Here is a 13811-nt window from a genome sequence, read left to right as displayed (position 1 = left end):
CAGCGGTGCACATGTGAGCGTTCGCTCGCCTCGTTGCTCGCGTTTCTCATACTTATTCCAGTCTTTTGGCGGGAAGCCGCGAGCGCAGCGCAATAAGTTCGTGTGAATGGGGCATTCACTCTTGCATTGCTGCAACACTCGCAGCGCGATGTAGAACCAAAACCGTGTTGGTCGCTTGTAATTCAGAGCGCAGGCGATCAAGATCAATCCACAAGCAAGCGACCGGGTAAACCCGGTTGGGGACGGGGCAAATATGGACGAACTGATTGGGCGGCTGGCCTCCAAGGCCGGCATCGACAGTGTTGTCGCTGAAAAAACCATCGGAATCGTTCTGGCCTTTCTGCGTAACGAGGGGCCCTCCGAGAAAGTTGAGGCTCTGATCGACCAAATTCCGGGTGCTGAAGCTGCGATTGCCGCCTCCGGCAGCAATGGTGGTTTCTCGAAATTGATGGGCGGAGGCCTGATGGCGGTCGGCACCAGGCTGATGGCGCTCGGGCTGGGCATGAGCGAGATTCAAAGCGTGGCGCGTGAACTTTTCAGGTTCGGCCGCGACAAAATCGGAGCTGATCACATGGGCGAAATCATTTCAGGGACGCCGGGCCTCAGCCAGTTCGCATAGCACGCACACTGGTGAGCACATTCGGCCTGGGCACATTCTTTTTTCATCCGGTATCATGACCTATCCCCTTTCCGAGATCGAAGGCTTGACCGCCTACTCTGCCTCGAAACTCAAATCGTTGGGCATTCGTACCACGGATGCGCTGCTGGAAGCGGCGCGCACAGTGAAGGGGCGCAAGGCGCTGTCGGCGAAGACCGGCATCAGCGAGCAGCAACTGCTCGAATGGGCCAATTTTTCCGACTACATGCGCATTCCCGGAATGGGCAAGGCCAAGGTGGGCTTGGTACGCGCGGCCGGCGTCACCACGGTACGCGAGCTCGCCCACCGCAATCCGGCGCGGCTCGCCCAGAACATGAAAGACGTGAACATAAAACGTAAACTCGTTCGGGTTCTGCCCTCCGAAAGATCGGTCGAGCAACTGATCGAGCAGGCGCGCAAGCTTCCGCCCAAGATCAGTTATTGAAGATCAACCTTTAGAGCCGCTGGAGCCGGCGCGGGGCCACACTCCCGCCTTGACTCCCTGCCGCGGACCGCGCAAAGCGACCGCATGATCGCAGCCAAGCCCAGACCTCCCGCCGTGACCGGTTCGGCCGGTCGTCCGGTGCTGCCTGCGCTGCTGTCCAAGCCCTATCCGGCGGTGATGGGCGTACTGAACGTGACACCCGATTCATTCTCAGACGGCGGACAGTTCGCCGCCCCCGAGCGCGCGCTGGCCCAGGCCCGGCGGATGATCGCCGAGGGCGCCGACATCATCGACATCGGCGCGGAATCTACCCGGCCCTACGGCTCGGAACCGGTCTCGGCTGAAGAAGAATTGAAGCGCCTGCAGCCGGTGCTGGCTGATGTCGTGGCGCTCGGCGTCCCCGTTTCGATCGACAGCATGAAATCGGCCGTCGTTGCCTGGGCGCTCGACCAGGGCGCGGCCATCGCCAATGACGTCTGGGGCCTACAGCGCGATTCCGGCATGGCCGGACTGGTCGGCGAGCGCGGCGCGCCGATCATCGTCATGCATAACCGCGAGCACGCTGATCCTGCGATCGACATCATGCAGGATATCGCCGCCTTCTTTGCGAAATCGCTCGACATCGCGGCCAAGGGCGGAATTTCATCCGACAGAATTGTGCTCGACCCCGGTATCGGCTTCGGCAAGACGCCCGAGCAGAGCATGACCGCGCTGGCGCGGCTCGGCGAACTGCAGTCGTTCGGACTGCCGTTATTGGTCGGCGCCTCGCGCAAGCGTTTCATCAGCACGGTGACGCCATCGGAACCGGATCAACGCCTTGGCGGCTCGATCGCAGCCCATCTGCTGGCGGCCCAGAACGGCGCGCGAATTATCCGGGCGCATGACGTCGCCGAAACCGTACAGGCGCTGCGCGTGGCGGCGGCAATCAGGGAATGTCAATGAGCGATACGATCTTCATCACTGGCGTCGTGATCCACGCCCGCCACGGCGTGATGGAGCACGAGACCAAAGTCGGACAACGGTTCGTGATCGATCTCGAACTCTCGGTCGATTTGTCAGAATCTTCGCACTCGGATCGCCTGTCCGACACCGTGTCTTATGCCAGCGTCGTCGAGACCGCGACCGCCGCGTTTACGAACACCAATTACAAGCTTTTGGAGCGCGCCGCCGGCGCCGTTTCGGACTCGATTTTCGCGGCGTTCCCACGCGTCCATGCGGTCAAGGTTACGGTCCACAAGCCGCATGCGCCGATCGCCGAAATCTTCGAGGATGTCGGTGTCGTGCTCATGCGCAAGCGGCCATCGCCCTGACATGGCAAATGTGCTGATCGCGCTCGGCGGCAATGTCGGCGATGTCCGCACGACATTCCGGAAAGCCATCGCCAACATCTGCGGCATGACTCAAGCCGCCCTGCTCGCGCGATCCGCTGACTACACCACCCCGCCCTGGGGCGACGAAGACCAAGCGCCCTTTACCAACGCCTGCATCGAGATCGAGACTACGCTCGATCCACATGCGTTGCTATTCACGCTGCACAAGATCGAGAAAAAATTCGGCCGCGACCGCGCGCACGAGACCCGCTGGGGACCGCGCACCCTCGACCTCGACCTGATCGCCTATGATGACGTCAGGCTCGACAAGCCGGAACTGACGCTGCCGCATCCGAGGGTTTTCGAGCGCGCGTTCGTGCTGGTGCCACTGGCCGAGATCGCACCAGATCGTGTCATTGCAGGACGCCGCGTCAACGACGCGCTGGCGCAGCTTTCAACCGCGGGTATCCAGCGGCTGCCCGACCTCGACTGAGCCCAAAAGACCAAAACAACCGTTTGGCTTGGCGGCCGCCCCGTGGCAATTTCCGGCCAATCAAGCGACGACCATGGGAATAATGGGCCGGATGACCAATACCGACGAGCTGACATTGGCCGGGGAATTTCCGCAGGCGACCTACGAGGACTGGCGCAAGCTGGTCGACGGGGTGCTGAAAGGCGCGCCGTTCGAAAAGCTGGTCAGCAAGACGTCCGACGGGCTGAAAATCGATCCGATCTATCGCCGCGCCCAAGGCGCCATGCCGGTCGCCGGCCGAGCCGCCGCTGCGCCCTGGCAGATCATGCAACGGATCGACCATCCCGATGCGAAAGTGGCGAACGCGCAGGCGCTGCACGACCTGGAGAATGGTGCGACGGGACTGACGCTGGTGTTCGCCGGCGCCAATGGCGCCCGTGGTTTCGGGATCGATCCGTCGGCGGAGGCGGTCGCACAAGTCCTTGATGGCGTCTATCTCGACGCCGGCATCGGCGTCGAGCTGCAGATCGGTCCCCAGTCGCGAATGGCCGCTAACCACGTCGCCGAATATATCAAGCGCAGGGGTCTCGATCCTGCAGCCTGCGACATCCGCTTCGGCCTCGATCCGCTCGGATCCGCTGCGGTGTGGGGGTTCAGTCCCTATAGCTGGGATGAGATCGTGCCCGCGGTCACCGGCGCGATCCAGGGCCTCGCCGTGATGGGCTTCAAGGGGCCGCTCGCCGCGGCAGATGGACGGGTGATCCATGATGCCGGCGGATCGGAAGTCCAGGAATTGGCGTTCGCGCTGGCTTGCGGTGTCGCTTACTTGCGCGCGATCGAAGAGACGGGCATTTCGCTCGAAGACGCACAAGGCATGGTCTATGCGCGGCTTGCCGCCGACGCCGACCAGTTTTTGACGCTGGCAAAATTCCGTGCGCTGCGGTTGCTCTGGGCGCGGATCGAACAGGCCTGCGGATTGACGTCCAAGCCGCTGTTCGTCACGGCCGATACCGCTTGGCGCATGCTGACGCAGCGCGACGCCTATGTGAACATGCTGCGCGCCACGATGGCGACCTTCTCCGCGGGTCTCGGCGGTGCCAACGCCATCACCGTGTTGCCGCATACGCTGGCGCTGGGCCTGCCCGATCCGTTCGCGCGGCGCATCGCGCGCAACACGCAACTGGTGCTGTTGGAAGAGTCCAACCTCGCCAAGGTAACCGATCCCGCGGCCGGCTCCGGCGGCATCGAAACATTGACGGGGCAACTCTGCGAAACCGCATGGTCGCTGTTTCAGGAGATCGAACGGGCCGGCGGTATCTTCGCCGCGCTCCAGCAGAACCTGATCCAGAAAAAGGTCGCGTCGACGCGGGCTGCACGCGAGGCCAATATCGCCAAGCGCAGACACGTGCTGACCGGCGCCAGCGAATTCCCGAACCTGCATGAAGACGAGATCGCCGTGCTCGACGCCACGCCGGTCGTGCTGCCGCCCTATGGCGAGGCGAAATTCAAGTTCGATCCGCTGCCACCCATCCGGCTCGCCGCACCGTTCGAGGCGCTGCGCGAAAAATCGGACGAAAAGCTCAAGACGTCAGGCGCTCGGCCAACAATCTTCCTTGCCAATCTCGGCACACCCGCCGATTTCACCGCCCGCGCCACTTTCGCCAAAAGCTTCTTCGAGACCGGGGGCATCGAGGCGCTCGACACGCAAGGTTTTGCCGATCCTGCGGCGCTCGCCGCTGCGTTCAAGGCATCGGGCGCCGTGATCGCCTGCCTATGTTCGTCCGACAAGGTCTATGCGGAACACGCGGGGGAGGCCGCCAAGGCCCTTCAAGCTGCCGGCGCGAAACATATCTATCTGGCAGGGCGGCCCGGCGAGCAGGAGGCCGCGCTGCGCGCGGCCGGCGTTGGCGATTTCATTTCTGCCGGCGGCGACGCGCTGGCGATGCTGCAGGAAGCCTGGCGGAGGATGGAGCAAGCATGACAGAAAACAACCACAAGACGGTCCTGACTGGCGGTTGCCAGTGCGGCGCCATCCGCTTTGCGATGTCGAAAGTACCGACCAAGGTCAGCATTTGCCATTGCCGGATGTGCCAGAAGGCATCGGGCGCGCCCTTTGCCTCCCTCGCTGATATCGAGCACGAGCATTTCACCTGGACCCGCGGCAAGCCGGCGTCATTCCAGTCCTCCTCCATCGCCGAACGCGATTTTTGCGCGGCCTGCGGCACGCCGCTGACCTACCGGCTAATCGGCGGCCCGCGGATCGAGATCATGACCGGCACGTTCGACCGCCCCGACCGGGTGGTGCCCACGCGCCAATATGGAACCGAATCCCGGCTCGGCTGGGTAGTCGGCATCGCCAACCTGCCGAGCCAGACCACGATGCAGAATTACGGGCCGGAGAAGATGGCGACCATCGTCAGCCACCAGCATCCGGACCACGATTAGGGGTGGAGCATCCCCGACTTCATATGTGCTACAATGGGAACCATGAGCCGCATACCGAATTTCGCAGAAATCGCCTTTGAAACCGTCGCGCCCGCTCCACCCGCCGGCAGCGCCGAGTCTTGGCTGACGCCCGAGGGAATTCCGGTAAAGCCGGTTTACAGCGAGGCCGATCTCGAAGGCATCGACTTCCTTGAGACCTGGCCGGGCATTGCGCCCTATCTGCGCGGCCCCTACCCGACGATGTACGTCAACCAGCCCTGGACCATCAGGCAATATGCCGGCTTCTCCACGGCGGAAGATTCCAACGCGTTCTATCGCCGCAACCTCGCCGCCGGCCAAAAGGGTCTTTCGGTCGCCTTCGACCTTGCGACCCACCGCGGCTACGATTCCGATCATCCGCGCGTTTCCGGCGACGTCGGCATGGCGGGTGTGGCGATCGATTCCATCTACGACATGCGCACGCTGTTTGCGGGCATTCCGCTCGACCAGATGAGCGTGTCGATGACCATGAACGGCGCAGTGCTGCCGATCCTCGCGCTGTTCGTTGCGGCCGCCGAAGAACAGGGCGTTCCGCCGGAGAAACTGTCGGGCACCATTCAGAACGACATTCTGAAAGAGTTCATGGTGCGCAATACCTACATCTATCCGCCCGCGCCCTCGATGCGGATCATCTCCGACATTTTTGCGTACACCTCGCAAAAAATGCCGAAGTACAACTCCATTTCTATTTCCGGCTATCACATGCAGGAAGCCGGAGCTACGCAGGACCTCGAGCTCGCCTATACGCTGGCCGACGGCGTCGAGTATCTGCGCGCCGGCCTTGCCGCTGGTCTCGACGTCGACCGCTTCGCGCCGCGGCTGTCGTTCTTCTGGGCGATCGGCATGAACTTCTTCATGGAAGTCGCCAAGATGCGCGCCGCACGGCTGCTATGGGCCAAGCTGTTGAAGCAGTTCAACCCCAAGGACCCGCGCTCGCTGTCGCTGCGCACGCATTGCCAGACCTCCGGCTGGTCGCTAACTGCGCAGGACGTCTTCAACAATGTGATGCGCACCACCATCGAAGCGATGGCGGCCACCCAAGGCCACACGCAGTCGCTACACACCAACGCGCTCGACGAGGCGCTGGCGCTGCCGACCGATTTCTCGGCCCGCATCGCGCGCAACACGCAATTATTCCTGCAGCAGGAGAGCGGCACCAACCGCATCATCGATCCCTGGGGCGGCTCCCACTATGTCGAACGGCTGACCCGGGATCTCGCGGTAAAAGCGTGGGGACACATCCAGGAAGTCGAGGCGCTCGGCGGTATGGCCAAGGCGATCGAAGCCGGCGTGCCGAAGCTGCGCATCGAGGAGGCCTCCGCCAAGACGCAGGCGCGGATCGATGCCGGACGGCAGGCCGTGATCGGCGTCAACAAGTACAAACCGGTCGACGAAGCGCCCATCGACGTGCTCAAGGTAGATAATTCCAACGTGCGACGGCTGCAGATCGACAAGCTGAAGCGGCTGCGCTCCGAGCGCGACCAGAAGGAAGTGGATCAGGCGCTCGCCGCGCTGACGCGCAGCGCCGGCGAAGGTAACGGCAATTTGCTCGCGCTCGCCATCGACGCGGCGCGCGCGAAAGCAACCGTCGGGGAAATTTCGGACGCGATGGAGAAGGTGTTCGGGCGTCACCGTGCCGAAATCAAATCCATCACCGGCGTCTACAAGCGGGAGGCGTCCGCCATGTCCAACCGGGTCGAAAAGGTGCAGGAACTGATCGATGCGTTCGAGAACGCCGAAGGCCGCCGCCCCCGCATCCTCGTCGCCAAGATCGGGCAGGACGGACACGACCGTGGCCAGAAGGTGATTGCGTCCGCCTTCGCCGATGTCGGCTTCGACGTCGATATCGGACCGCTGTTTGCCACCGCCGACGAGGCGGCGCGGCAGGCGGTGGAGAACGACGTGCATATTCTCGGCGTCTCCTCGCTGGCGGCCGCCCATCTCACCGCGGTGCCGGAGCTCAAGGCAGCGCTGAAGAAGCACGGCCGCGAGGACATCATGATCATTATCGGCGGCGTGGTGCCGCCGCAGGATTATGAAGCCCTCTACAAGGCCGGCGCAGAAGCGATCTTCCCGCCCGGCACCGTGATCTCGGACGCCGCCGAAGAGCTGATCCACAAGCTCAACGCCCGGCTCGGCCATAGCGAGGCGGCGGAATAGTTTTCCGCCGGGCTCCACTTCTTCCCAAAGGATTGCCCTTGCGCGGCATGGCGTTGCTCACACTCACCCGGACCATCGGCCTGGCGGGCGCGATCGCGTGTACTGCGACGCTGGCCTTTGCCGCCGATCTCCAGCCGGACTTTTCCATCAAGGCCAAATGGGTGGAAGCGACAGTCTTCCTCGACGCGATGATCAAGGCCGACCCGGCGCTGGCGGCGAACTGCCTGGCCGAGGGAAAGGCATGGGCCACAAGGAATCGTGCCGATGCCGACAAGGAACGCAAGCAGGATCCGGGATTGTTCCGCAATGCGTGGTCGTATGAACGGAAATATGAGACGCGATCGGTGATCGATGGTCGCTACGTTTCCGTCGTCAGGGCCGACTACGAATATACGGGTGGCGCGCATCCCAACAGCTCTTCCGACACGATCCTGTGGGACAAGTCCGCCGGCAAGCGCATCAGCATCCGTCCGTTCTTCATCGAAACCGCCGACAATGGCCCGACGATGAAAGCGATGCGGCAAGGCGTCATTGCAGCTCTTGAGGCCGAGAAGAAGAAGCGCGGCGCGGAAGGCACCGATGCCAACGCCATCGAAGCCATCGAGCCCAAGCTGCTCAAGATCGGGCCGATCTCGCTGGCGCCGTCGACCGAGGAGGGCAAGAGCTCGGGACTGACTTTCCACTACGCGCCTTACGCGGTCGGCTCCTATGCCGAAGGCGAGTATGTCGCCTTCGTGCCGTGGGAGACGCTAAAGCCCTATCTGACGCCGGAGGGCACCAGGATTTTTGGCGGCGCGCGGCCGAAGGGTGACGAAGACCGGCCGCAATGAGGGCTGCGCCGTCAAGCAAACCGGCGGTCGAGTGCCCGCTCGAGCGAGTGGGCCCAGTCCGGAATCCAGGACTGGAACAACGCTTGCCAGCGATCCGCGTCGCGTGGCGTGGTGTCAAGCTTCACGAACCACTCGATGAACGTCCTGTTGCCTTCGACGACCGGAAGCAGATGCATCGTCCCCTCATAGTACGTCGGCGCCGGCGCGTCCGGAACAAGCCCGTCGGGAAACGGCAGCGGCTCGGTGCCGGCATAGGTCAGCGAGTGCGCTTCGTCTGAGTGGCCGGCAAGCCGCTGCCTGATCCAGTTGCCGAGATAGCAAAAGCGCCTGATAGCGCCGACTTCATCGCCGCCCTTATCGTCCTCGATCACGCTTTCGCTCACCCCCTCAATATAGGCCGGGTAGTTGTTGAAATCGCGAATCAGCGCCCAGACGGTTTCCAGGGGATGGTTCAGCACGGTGCTGTAATAGGCTGTGGTCATGGTTTCTCTCCGCAATCGATCGCGGCCCGATGACCGGGCTGCACATGGATACCTATTTCGGGTAGCCTGATCGCCGCCACCCGATTTCCGGATGTGGCGGGATACCCACCGGCGACGATCCCCTTGATGAGCCAATGCCTTGCGAGCCCAACGCAAAGCCGCCTAGAATGTCGCATCACAAGAGCGTCCGGCTCACGGACGCCGCAGGGAGGATCACCAATGTCGAAAAAGATCACGCGCCGCGCCTTTGCGGCTTCATCCGCTGCTGCCGCGGCCGTCGCGGGCCTTGGTCTCAAGCCGGCGTTGGCGCAGGCCTATCCGGCACGGCCGGTGACCGTGATCGTGCCCTGGGGTGCCGGCGGCGGTACGGACGCAACTGCCCGCATTGTTGCCGCGCTTCTGGAAAAAGACCTCGGCCAGCCGTTCAACGTCGTCAACCGGACCGGCGGCTCCGGCGTGGTCGGCCATTCCGCCATCGCAACTGCGCCGCCCGATGGCTACACCATCGGCATGCTGACGGTGGAAATCTCGATGATGCATTGGCAGGGGCTCACCGAACTCGGGCCGAAGAGCTACACGCCGCTCGCGCTGATGAACGAGGACCCGCCCGGCATTCAGGTCAGTTCCACCTCGCCGTACAAAACGGTGAAGGAATTGGCCGACGCCATCAAGGCCGCGCCCGCCGGCAAGTTCAAGGCCTCCGGCACCGGCCAGGGCGGCATCTGGCATCTCGCGCTGGTCGGCTGGATGCAAGCTATGGGACTTGCCCCCAATCACGTTGCATGGGTGCCATCGAACGGCGCCGCTCCTGCAATGCAGGATCTTGCTGCCGGTGGTCTCGACCTCACCACCTGTTCGGTGCCGGAAGCCCGCGCGATCATCGAGGCTGGCAAGGCGCGCAGCCTTGCGGTGATGGCCGCGAAGCGTAACCCGGCCTTCCCCGACGTGCCAACGCTGAAGGAGGCAATGGACATCGACTATTCGACCGGAGCGTGGCGCGGCATTGCCGGCCCGAAGGGCATGCCCGCGGATGTCGCAAGCAAGCTCACTGCGGCGCTGAAGAAGGTTTATGACTCCAAGGAGTTCAAGGAGTTCATGAGCAACCGCGGCTTCGGAACGGTCTGGGGCGACGCCACCGAATTCGCCGCCTTCATGGACAAGGGCGATGCCCAGATGGGCGTGGCGATGAAGGCCGCCGGCCTGTCGAAGGCCTGATCTTCATCGGTTGACCTCGCCCGATATCTGCGGAGCCAGTTCATGCGTCTTCCCGATCGCGTCACGGGATTGTTTCTCGTTGGCCTCGGTGCAGCCGCCGCCTATGGCGGCTGGCGGCTGCCGCCGGTGCCCGGCCAGCCGGTCGGGCCGAACGTCTTTCCGCTCGTGATCGGAACGGGCCTTGCGCTGTGCGGGCTCGCGATCGCGTTCGGGATTGGTCGCAGCTTCGAAGAAGAAGAGCACCTCATTCCGGTCGAGGGCGGCCAGCCGCCACCGCCGACCGGAAAGTTTTACGGCCTGCGCGCCCTGCTCCCTCCTGCGTTACTACTGTTCTACGTCGCCGTGGCCGACCGGCTCGGCTTCATCATCACGGCGGCGCTGATCGTCTTCGTCACATCGACCGCACTCGGCGCCCGCTGGAAGCTGTCGCTGCCGCTCGCCGCGCTGGCGCCGATCGCCATCCATCTGATTTTCTCGAAATTGCTGCGCGTGCCGCTGCCGGCCGGGCTGCTGCCGATGCCCTGGTGATCGATGCTCAACACGCTTGCCCAAGCCTTCTCGCTCATCTGCACCTGGGAAGTCATCGTCTCGATGCTGGCGGCATCGGTCTATGGCCTCGTCATCGGCTCGCTCCCGGGGCTGTCGGCGACGATGGCGACCGCCCTGCTGGTCCCCGTCACATTCTATCTGTCGCCGATCGCCGCGATCGCCACGATCGTGGCGGCGTCCTCGATGGCGATCTTTTCCGGTGACATTCCGGGTGCCCTCCTGCGCATTCCCGGCACCCCGGCCTCCGCTGCCTATGCGGACGAAGCCTATGCCATGACCCGCAAGGGCGAAGCGGAGCTCGCGCTTGGCGCCGGTGTCTGGTTCTCTGCCGTCGGCGGTATCGCGGGCACGCTCTCGCTGATGATCCTGGCGCCGCCGCTCGCCGAAATCGCGCTGTCGTTCTCGACGTTCGAGTATTTCTGGCTGGCCTTGCTCGGCCTGATGTGCGCCACGCTGGTCGCGCGCTCATCGCCAGTGAAGGCGATCGCCGGCATGTTCATCGGCCTGCTCGTCTCCTGCATCGGCATCGAAAATCCCGGCGGCATACCGCGCTTCACATTTGGCATCACCGACCTGTTCGGCGGCATCGAGCCGATCCCGGCGCTGGTCGGCGTCTTTGCCGTGGCGCAGGTGATGCGCGCAATGCTGACGCCGGAACCGCCGCCGATCCCGCGGCGCAAGTTCGGAAGCATCATGGCGGGCCAATGGCGGCTGACCAGAAAATATCACTGGCAGATGACGCGCGGGAACATCATCGGCATCATCATCGGCGTGCTGCCTGGTGCCGGCGCCGACATGGCAGCCTGGGTCAGCTACGCGATGTCCAAGCGGTTTTCGAAAGAGCCCGAGAAGTTCGGCACCGGCCATGTCGAGGGCCTGGTAGAGGCCGGCGCCAGCAACAACGCCAGCATCGCCTCAGGCTGGGTGCCCTCGCTGCTGTTCGGCATTCCCGGCGACACCATCGCGGCGATTGCCATCGGCGTGCTCTACATGAAGGGGCTCAATCCGGGCCCGACGCTGTTCACCGAAAAAGCGTCGAGCATGTATGCGATTTACCTTATGTTCATCATCGCCAACATCATCATGATCCCATTCGGCATCGTCATGATCCGGCTCGCAAGCTACGTGCTGCGCGCGCCACGCGCCAGCGTGATGCCGGTCATTATGCTGTGCTGCGCGGTCGGCTCGTTTGCGATCGGCAACAACATGTTCGGCGTCGTGACCGTCGCGACCTTCGGCGTCATCGGCTATGTCATGGAAGAAAACGGCTATCCGGTTGCCGCGATGGTGCTTGGCATCGTGATGGGAACCATGATCGAGCAGAGCTTTGTGACCTCTCTGATCAAGTCCGATGGCAGCGTGCTGCCGTTCTTCGAGCGGCCGATCGCCGCGATCCTGGCTGCCATGGCGATCGGCGCGCTGATCTGGCCGGTGCTGGTCTGGCTATGGCGGAAGCTCAAGCGCGAGCCCATTCCGGCCACATCGCCCCGGTGAACGAACCGTGCAGGCCCCTCGCCTGCACGACACAGCCGTTGTAAACCACCGGCATGACCCTGCCGAAGAATACCTCCCTCGATATCAAGAAGCTCGCCAAGGACCTCCGGTCCGGCCAGCGCGCGGCGCTGGCGCGTGCGATTACCCTGATCGAGAGCCGCCGTGCCGATCACCAGGCTACCGCCCGCGACCTGGTACAGGCGCTGTTGTCAGACACCGGCAAGGCGTTCCGCGTCGGCATCACTGGCTCGCCCGGGGTCGGCAAATCGACCACCATCGACGCGCTCGGCATGTTCCTGATCGAGCGCGGCCATAAGATCGCGGTGCTGGCAGTGGACCCTTCCTCGGCCCGCACCGGCGGCTCGATCCTCGGCGACAAGACGCGGATGGCGCGGCTGGCGAATTCCGAAGCAGCCTTCATCCGGCCCTCACCCTCGTCGGGCACGCTCGGCGGCGTCGCCGGGAAAACCCGCGAGGCGATGCTGCTCTGCGAGGCCGCCGGATTCGATGTGGTGCTAGTGGAGACTGTCGGCATCGGTCAGTCCGAAACCGCCGTCTGCGACATGACAGATTTTTTTCTAGCCCTGATGCTGCCCGGCGCCGGCGACGAATTGCAAGGCATCAAGAAAGGCCTGGTCGAACTCGCCGATATGATCGCGATCAACAAGGCCGACGGCGACAATATCAAGCGCGCCAACCTGGCGGCGGCCGAGTATCGCTCCGCGCTACATATTCTGAGCCCCCGCTCCGAGCACTGGCATCCGCCGGTCGTGACCTATTCGGCATTGACCGGCGCCGGCATGGATACGCTGTGGCAAAAGATTCTGGACCATCGCACCGCCATGAACGCGTCGGGGGAGTTCGCCGGCCGCCGGCGCGAGCAGCAGGTGAAATGGATGTGGTCGATGCTGGAGCAGCGCATGATGGCACGCCTGCGTTCCGACGCCGCGCTCCGCTCGAAGGTGAAGAAGACCGAGGCCGATGTCGCCGAGGGCCGCATCACGCCGGCCGTCGCCGCCGAACAGATCGCGGAGTGGCTGCGGTGAGCGAAAAGCTTCGCATTCTCATCACCGGCTTCGGTCCGTTTCCCGGCGCGCCCTTTAATCCGACGCAGCCGCTGGTGGGCCGGCTGACACGGCTGCGCCGTCCTGCCTTCGCCGATGTCGAGCTCTCCAGCCACATATTCCCCGTCACCTACAGCGCGGTCGATCGCGATTTGCCAATCGCGCTGCAGAAACACCAGCCACATGCGCTGTTGATGTTCGGCCTCGCCTCCCGCACCGCGTACCTGCGGATCGAGACCCGCGCCCGCAACGCTGTCACCGTGCTGTGGCCCGATGCCGCGCAGACACACGCCCGCAAATGCTCGATCGCTGACGGGGCCGATGCGCAAAGATTCGGTCCGCATACCGCAAAGCTGTTGCGTGCTGCCAAGGGCACGGGCCTCGATGCGCGCGCCTCGCGCGACGCCGGCAGCTATCTCTGCAATTACCTGAGCTGGCGCGCGGTCGAGGCGGTCAACGCGGACAACGGCCCCCGCCTCGCCGCCTTCGTTCACATCCCGCCGCTCGCGCGCAGTGGCGCAGCGCGACGAAAGGGTTTTTCGCGGATCACGCTGGAAGAGCTGGTCGACGCCGGCGAAGCGATGCTGCTGGAGATGGTGCGGCTGGCGCGACGGGTTTCATAGTCTTGTAGGGGGCAAAGCGCAGCGTGCCCATCATCTTTCCTCGCCC

At 63.7% G+C, this 13811-nt stretch carries 15 protein-coding genes; 14 read left to right on the top strand and 1 reads right to left on the bottom strand.

The window, feature by feature from the left end:
* Positions 1 to 253: 253 nt before the first annotated feature.
* The 9 genes from HCN50_RS05150 to HCN50_RS05110 all read left to right on the top strand — a co-directional run bounded on the left by HCN50_RS05150 (position 254) and on the right by HCN50_RS05110 (position 8338).
* Positions 254 to 619: a DUF2267 domain-containing protein gene (locus HCN50_RS05150; protein WP_171708561.1), complete on the top strand. Its 366-nt coding sequence runs from the start codon at positions 254 to 256 to the stop codon at positions 617 to 619.
* Positions 620 to 674: 55 nt separating this feature from the next.
* A complete protein-coding gene (locus HCN50_RS05145) occupies positions 675 to 1082 on the top strand; it encodes a DUF4332 domain-containing protein (protein WP_171708560.1) in 408 nt (135 codons plus the stop codon).
* Between the two features lie 84 nt (positions 1083 to 1166).
* Positions 1167 to 2024, top strand: a complete 858-nt coding sequence (folP, locus tag HCN50_RS05140) for a dihydropteroate synthase (protein ID WP_171708559.1) — start codon at positions 1167 to 1169, stop codon at positions 2022 to 2024.
* Positions 2021 to 2392: a dihydroneopterin aldolase gene (folB, locus tag HCN50_RS05135; protein WP_171708558.1), complete on the top strand. Its 372-nt coding sequence runs from the start codon at positions 2021 to 2023 to the stop codon at positions 2390 to 2392. The genes folP and folB overlap by 4 nt, the downstream gene beginning before the upstream one ends.
* A gap of 1 nt (position 2393) precedes the next feature.
* Positions 2394 to 2885: a 2-amino-4-hydroxy-6-hydroxymethyldihydropteridine diphosphokinase gene (folK, locus tag HCN50_RS05130; RefSeq protein WP_171708557.1), complete on the top strand. Its 492-nt coding sequence runs from the start codon at positions 2394 to 2396 to the stop codon at positions 2883 to 2885.
* 91 nt (positions 2886 to 2976) lie between these two features.
* Positions 2977 to 4845 (top strand): methylmalonyl-CoA mutase subunit beta, encoded by a 1869-nt coding sequence (locus tag HCN50_RS05125; protein ID WP_171708556.1) that lies wholly within the window; start codon positions 2977 to 2979, stop codon positions 4843 to 4845.
* Positions 4842 to 5309, top strand: a complete 468-nt coding sequence (locus tag HCN50_RS05120; protein ID WP_171708555.1) for a GFA family protein — start codon at positions 4842 to 4844, stop codon at positions 5307 to 5309. Before HCN50_RS05125 ends, HCN50_RS05120 begins: the two co-directional genes overlap by 4 nt.
* A 42-nt stretch (positions 5310 to 5351) precedes the next feature.
* Positions 5352 to 7508: a methylmalonyl-CoA mutase gene (gene scpA, locus HCN50_RS05115; RefSeq protein WP_171708554.1), complete on the top strand. Its 2157-nt coding sequence runs from the start codon at positions 5352 to 5354 to the stop codon at positions 7506 to 7508.
* Between the two features lie 47 nt (positions 7509 to 7555).
* Positions 7556 to 8338, top strand: coding sequence for a PdaC/RsiV family protein (locus tag HCN50_RS05110; protein ID WP_171708553.1), 783 nt, complete (start codon positions 7556 to 7558; stop codon positions 8336 to 8338).
* Between the two features lie 11 nt (positions 8339 to 8349).
* Here HCN50_RS05110 and HCN50_RS05105 read toward each other — a convergent pair whose 3' ends face one another.
* Entirely contained in the window at positions 8350 to 8820 is a 471-nt protein-coding gene (locus HCN50_RS05105) for an SRPBCC family protein (RefSeq protein ID WP_171708552.1), read from the bottom strand.
* A gap of 219 nt (positions 8821 to 9039) precedes the next feature.
* Here HCN50_RS05105 and HCN50_RS05100 point away from each other — a divergent pair, with 219 nt between their 5' ends.
* The 5 genes from HCN50_RS05100 to HCN50_RS05080 are packed head-to-tail and all read left to right on the top strand — an operon-like array spanning position 9040 to position 13765.
* On the top strand, positions 9040 to 10035 hold the full coding sequence (locus tag HCN50_RS05100; protein WP_171708551.1) for a tripartite tricarboxylate transporter substrate binding protein: 996 nt from the start codon (positions 9040 to 9042) through the stop codon (positions 10033 to 10035).
* 42 nt (positions 10036 to 10077) lie between these two features.
* Positions 10078 to 10563, top strand: coding sequence for a tripartite tricarboxylate transporter TctB family protein (locus HCN50_RS05095; RefSeq protein ID WP_171708550.1), 486 nt, complete (start codon positions 10078 to 10080; stop codon positions 10561 to 10563).
* Between the two features lie 3 nt (positions 10564 to 10566).
* Positions 10567 to 12078 carry a tripartite tricarboxylate transporter permease gene (locus tag HCN50_RS05090; RefSeq protein WP_171708549.1) on the top strand — a complete coding sequence of 504 codons (1512 nt, stop codon included), beginning with the start codon at positions 10567 to 10569 and terminating at the stop codon, positions 12076 to 12078.
* A gap of 53 nt (positions 12079 to 12131) precedes the next feature.
* The gene (meaB, locus tag HCN50_RS05085; RefSeq protein ID WP_171708548.1) at positions 12132 to 13124 is read left to right on the top strand and encodes a methylmalonyl Co-A mutase-associated GTPase MeaB; all 993 of its coding nucleotides are present in this window, start codon (positions 12132 to 12134) and stop codon (positions 13122 to 13124) included.
* Entirely contained in the window at positions 13121 to 13765 is a 645-nt protein-coding gene (locus HCN50_RS05080; protein WP_171708547.1) for a pyroglutamyl-peptidase I, read from the top strand. Before meaB ends, HCN50_RS05080 begins: the two co-directional genes overlap by 4 nt.
* Positions 13766 to 13811: the final 46 nt, after the last annotated feature.

This window comes from Bradyrhizobium archetypum (assembly GCF_013114835.1).
Taxonomy (GTDB): Bacteria; Pseudomonadota; Alphaproteobacteria; order Rhizobiales; family Xanthobacteraceae; genus Bradyrhizobium; species Bradyrhizobium archetypum.
The sequence above is the reverse complement of the archived record's forward strand: the minus strand, read 5'-3'. Positions and strand labels throughout refer to the sequence as shown.

Coding starts and splice junctions, on each gene's coding strand:
- HCN50_RS05100 (WP_171708551.1), top strand. CDS start 9,040: ATGTCGAAAAAGATCACGCGCCGCGCCTTTGCGGCTTCATCCGCTGCT.
- HCN50_RS05120 (WP_171708555.1), top strand. CDS start 4,842: ATGACAGAAAACAACCACAAGACGGTCCTGACTGGCGGTTGCCAGTGC.
- HCN50_RS05125 (WP_171708556.1), top strand. CDS start 2,977: ATGACCAATACCGACGAGCTGACATTGGCCGGGGAATTTCCGCAGGCG.
- HCN50_RS05090 (WP_171708549.1), top strand. CDS start 10,567: ATGCTCAACACGCTTGCCCAAGCCTTCTCGCTCATCTGCACCTGGGAA.
- HCN50_RS05110 (WP_171708553.1), top strand. CDS start 7,556: ATGGCGTTGCTCACACTCACCCGGACCATCGGCCTGGCGGGCGCGATC.
- HCN50_RS05105 (WP_171708552.1), bottom strand. CDS start 8,820: ATGACCACAGCCTATTACAGCACCGTGCTGAACCATCCCCTGGAAACC.
- folB (WP_171708558.1), top strand. CDS start 2,021: ATGAGCGATACGATCTTCATCACTGGCGTCGTGATCCACGCCCGCCAC.
- folP (WP_171708559.1), top strand. CDS start 1,167: ATGATCGCAGCCAAGCCCAGACCTCCCGCCGTGACCGGTTCGGCCGGT.
- HCN50_RS05145 (WP_171708560.1), top strand. CDS start 675: ATGACCTATCCCCTTTCCGAGATCGAAGGCTTGACCGCCTACTCTGCC.
- folK (WP_171708557.1), top strand. CDS start 2,394: ATGGCAAATGTGCTGATCGCGCTCGGCGGCAATGTCGGCGATGTCCGC.
- HCN50_RS05150 (WP_171708561.1), top strand. CDS start 254: ATGGACGAACTGATTGGGCGGCTGGCCTCCAAGGCCGGCATCGACAGT.
- scpA (WP_171708554.1), top strand. CDS start 5,352: ATGAGCCGCATACCGAATTTCGCAGAAATCGCCTTTGAAACCGTCGCG.
- meaB (WP_171708548.1), top strand. CDS start 12,132: ATGACCCTGCCGAAGAATACCTCCCTCGATATCAAGAAGCTCGCCAAG.
- HCN50_RS05095 (WP_171708550.1), top strand. CDS start 10,078: ATGCGTCTTCCCGATCGCGTCACGGGATTGTTTCTCGTTGGCCTCGGT.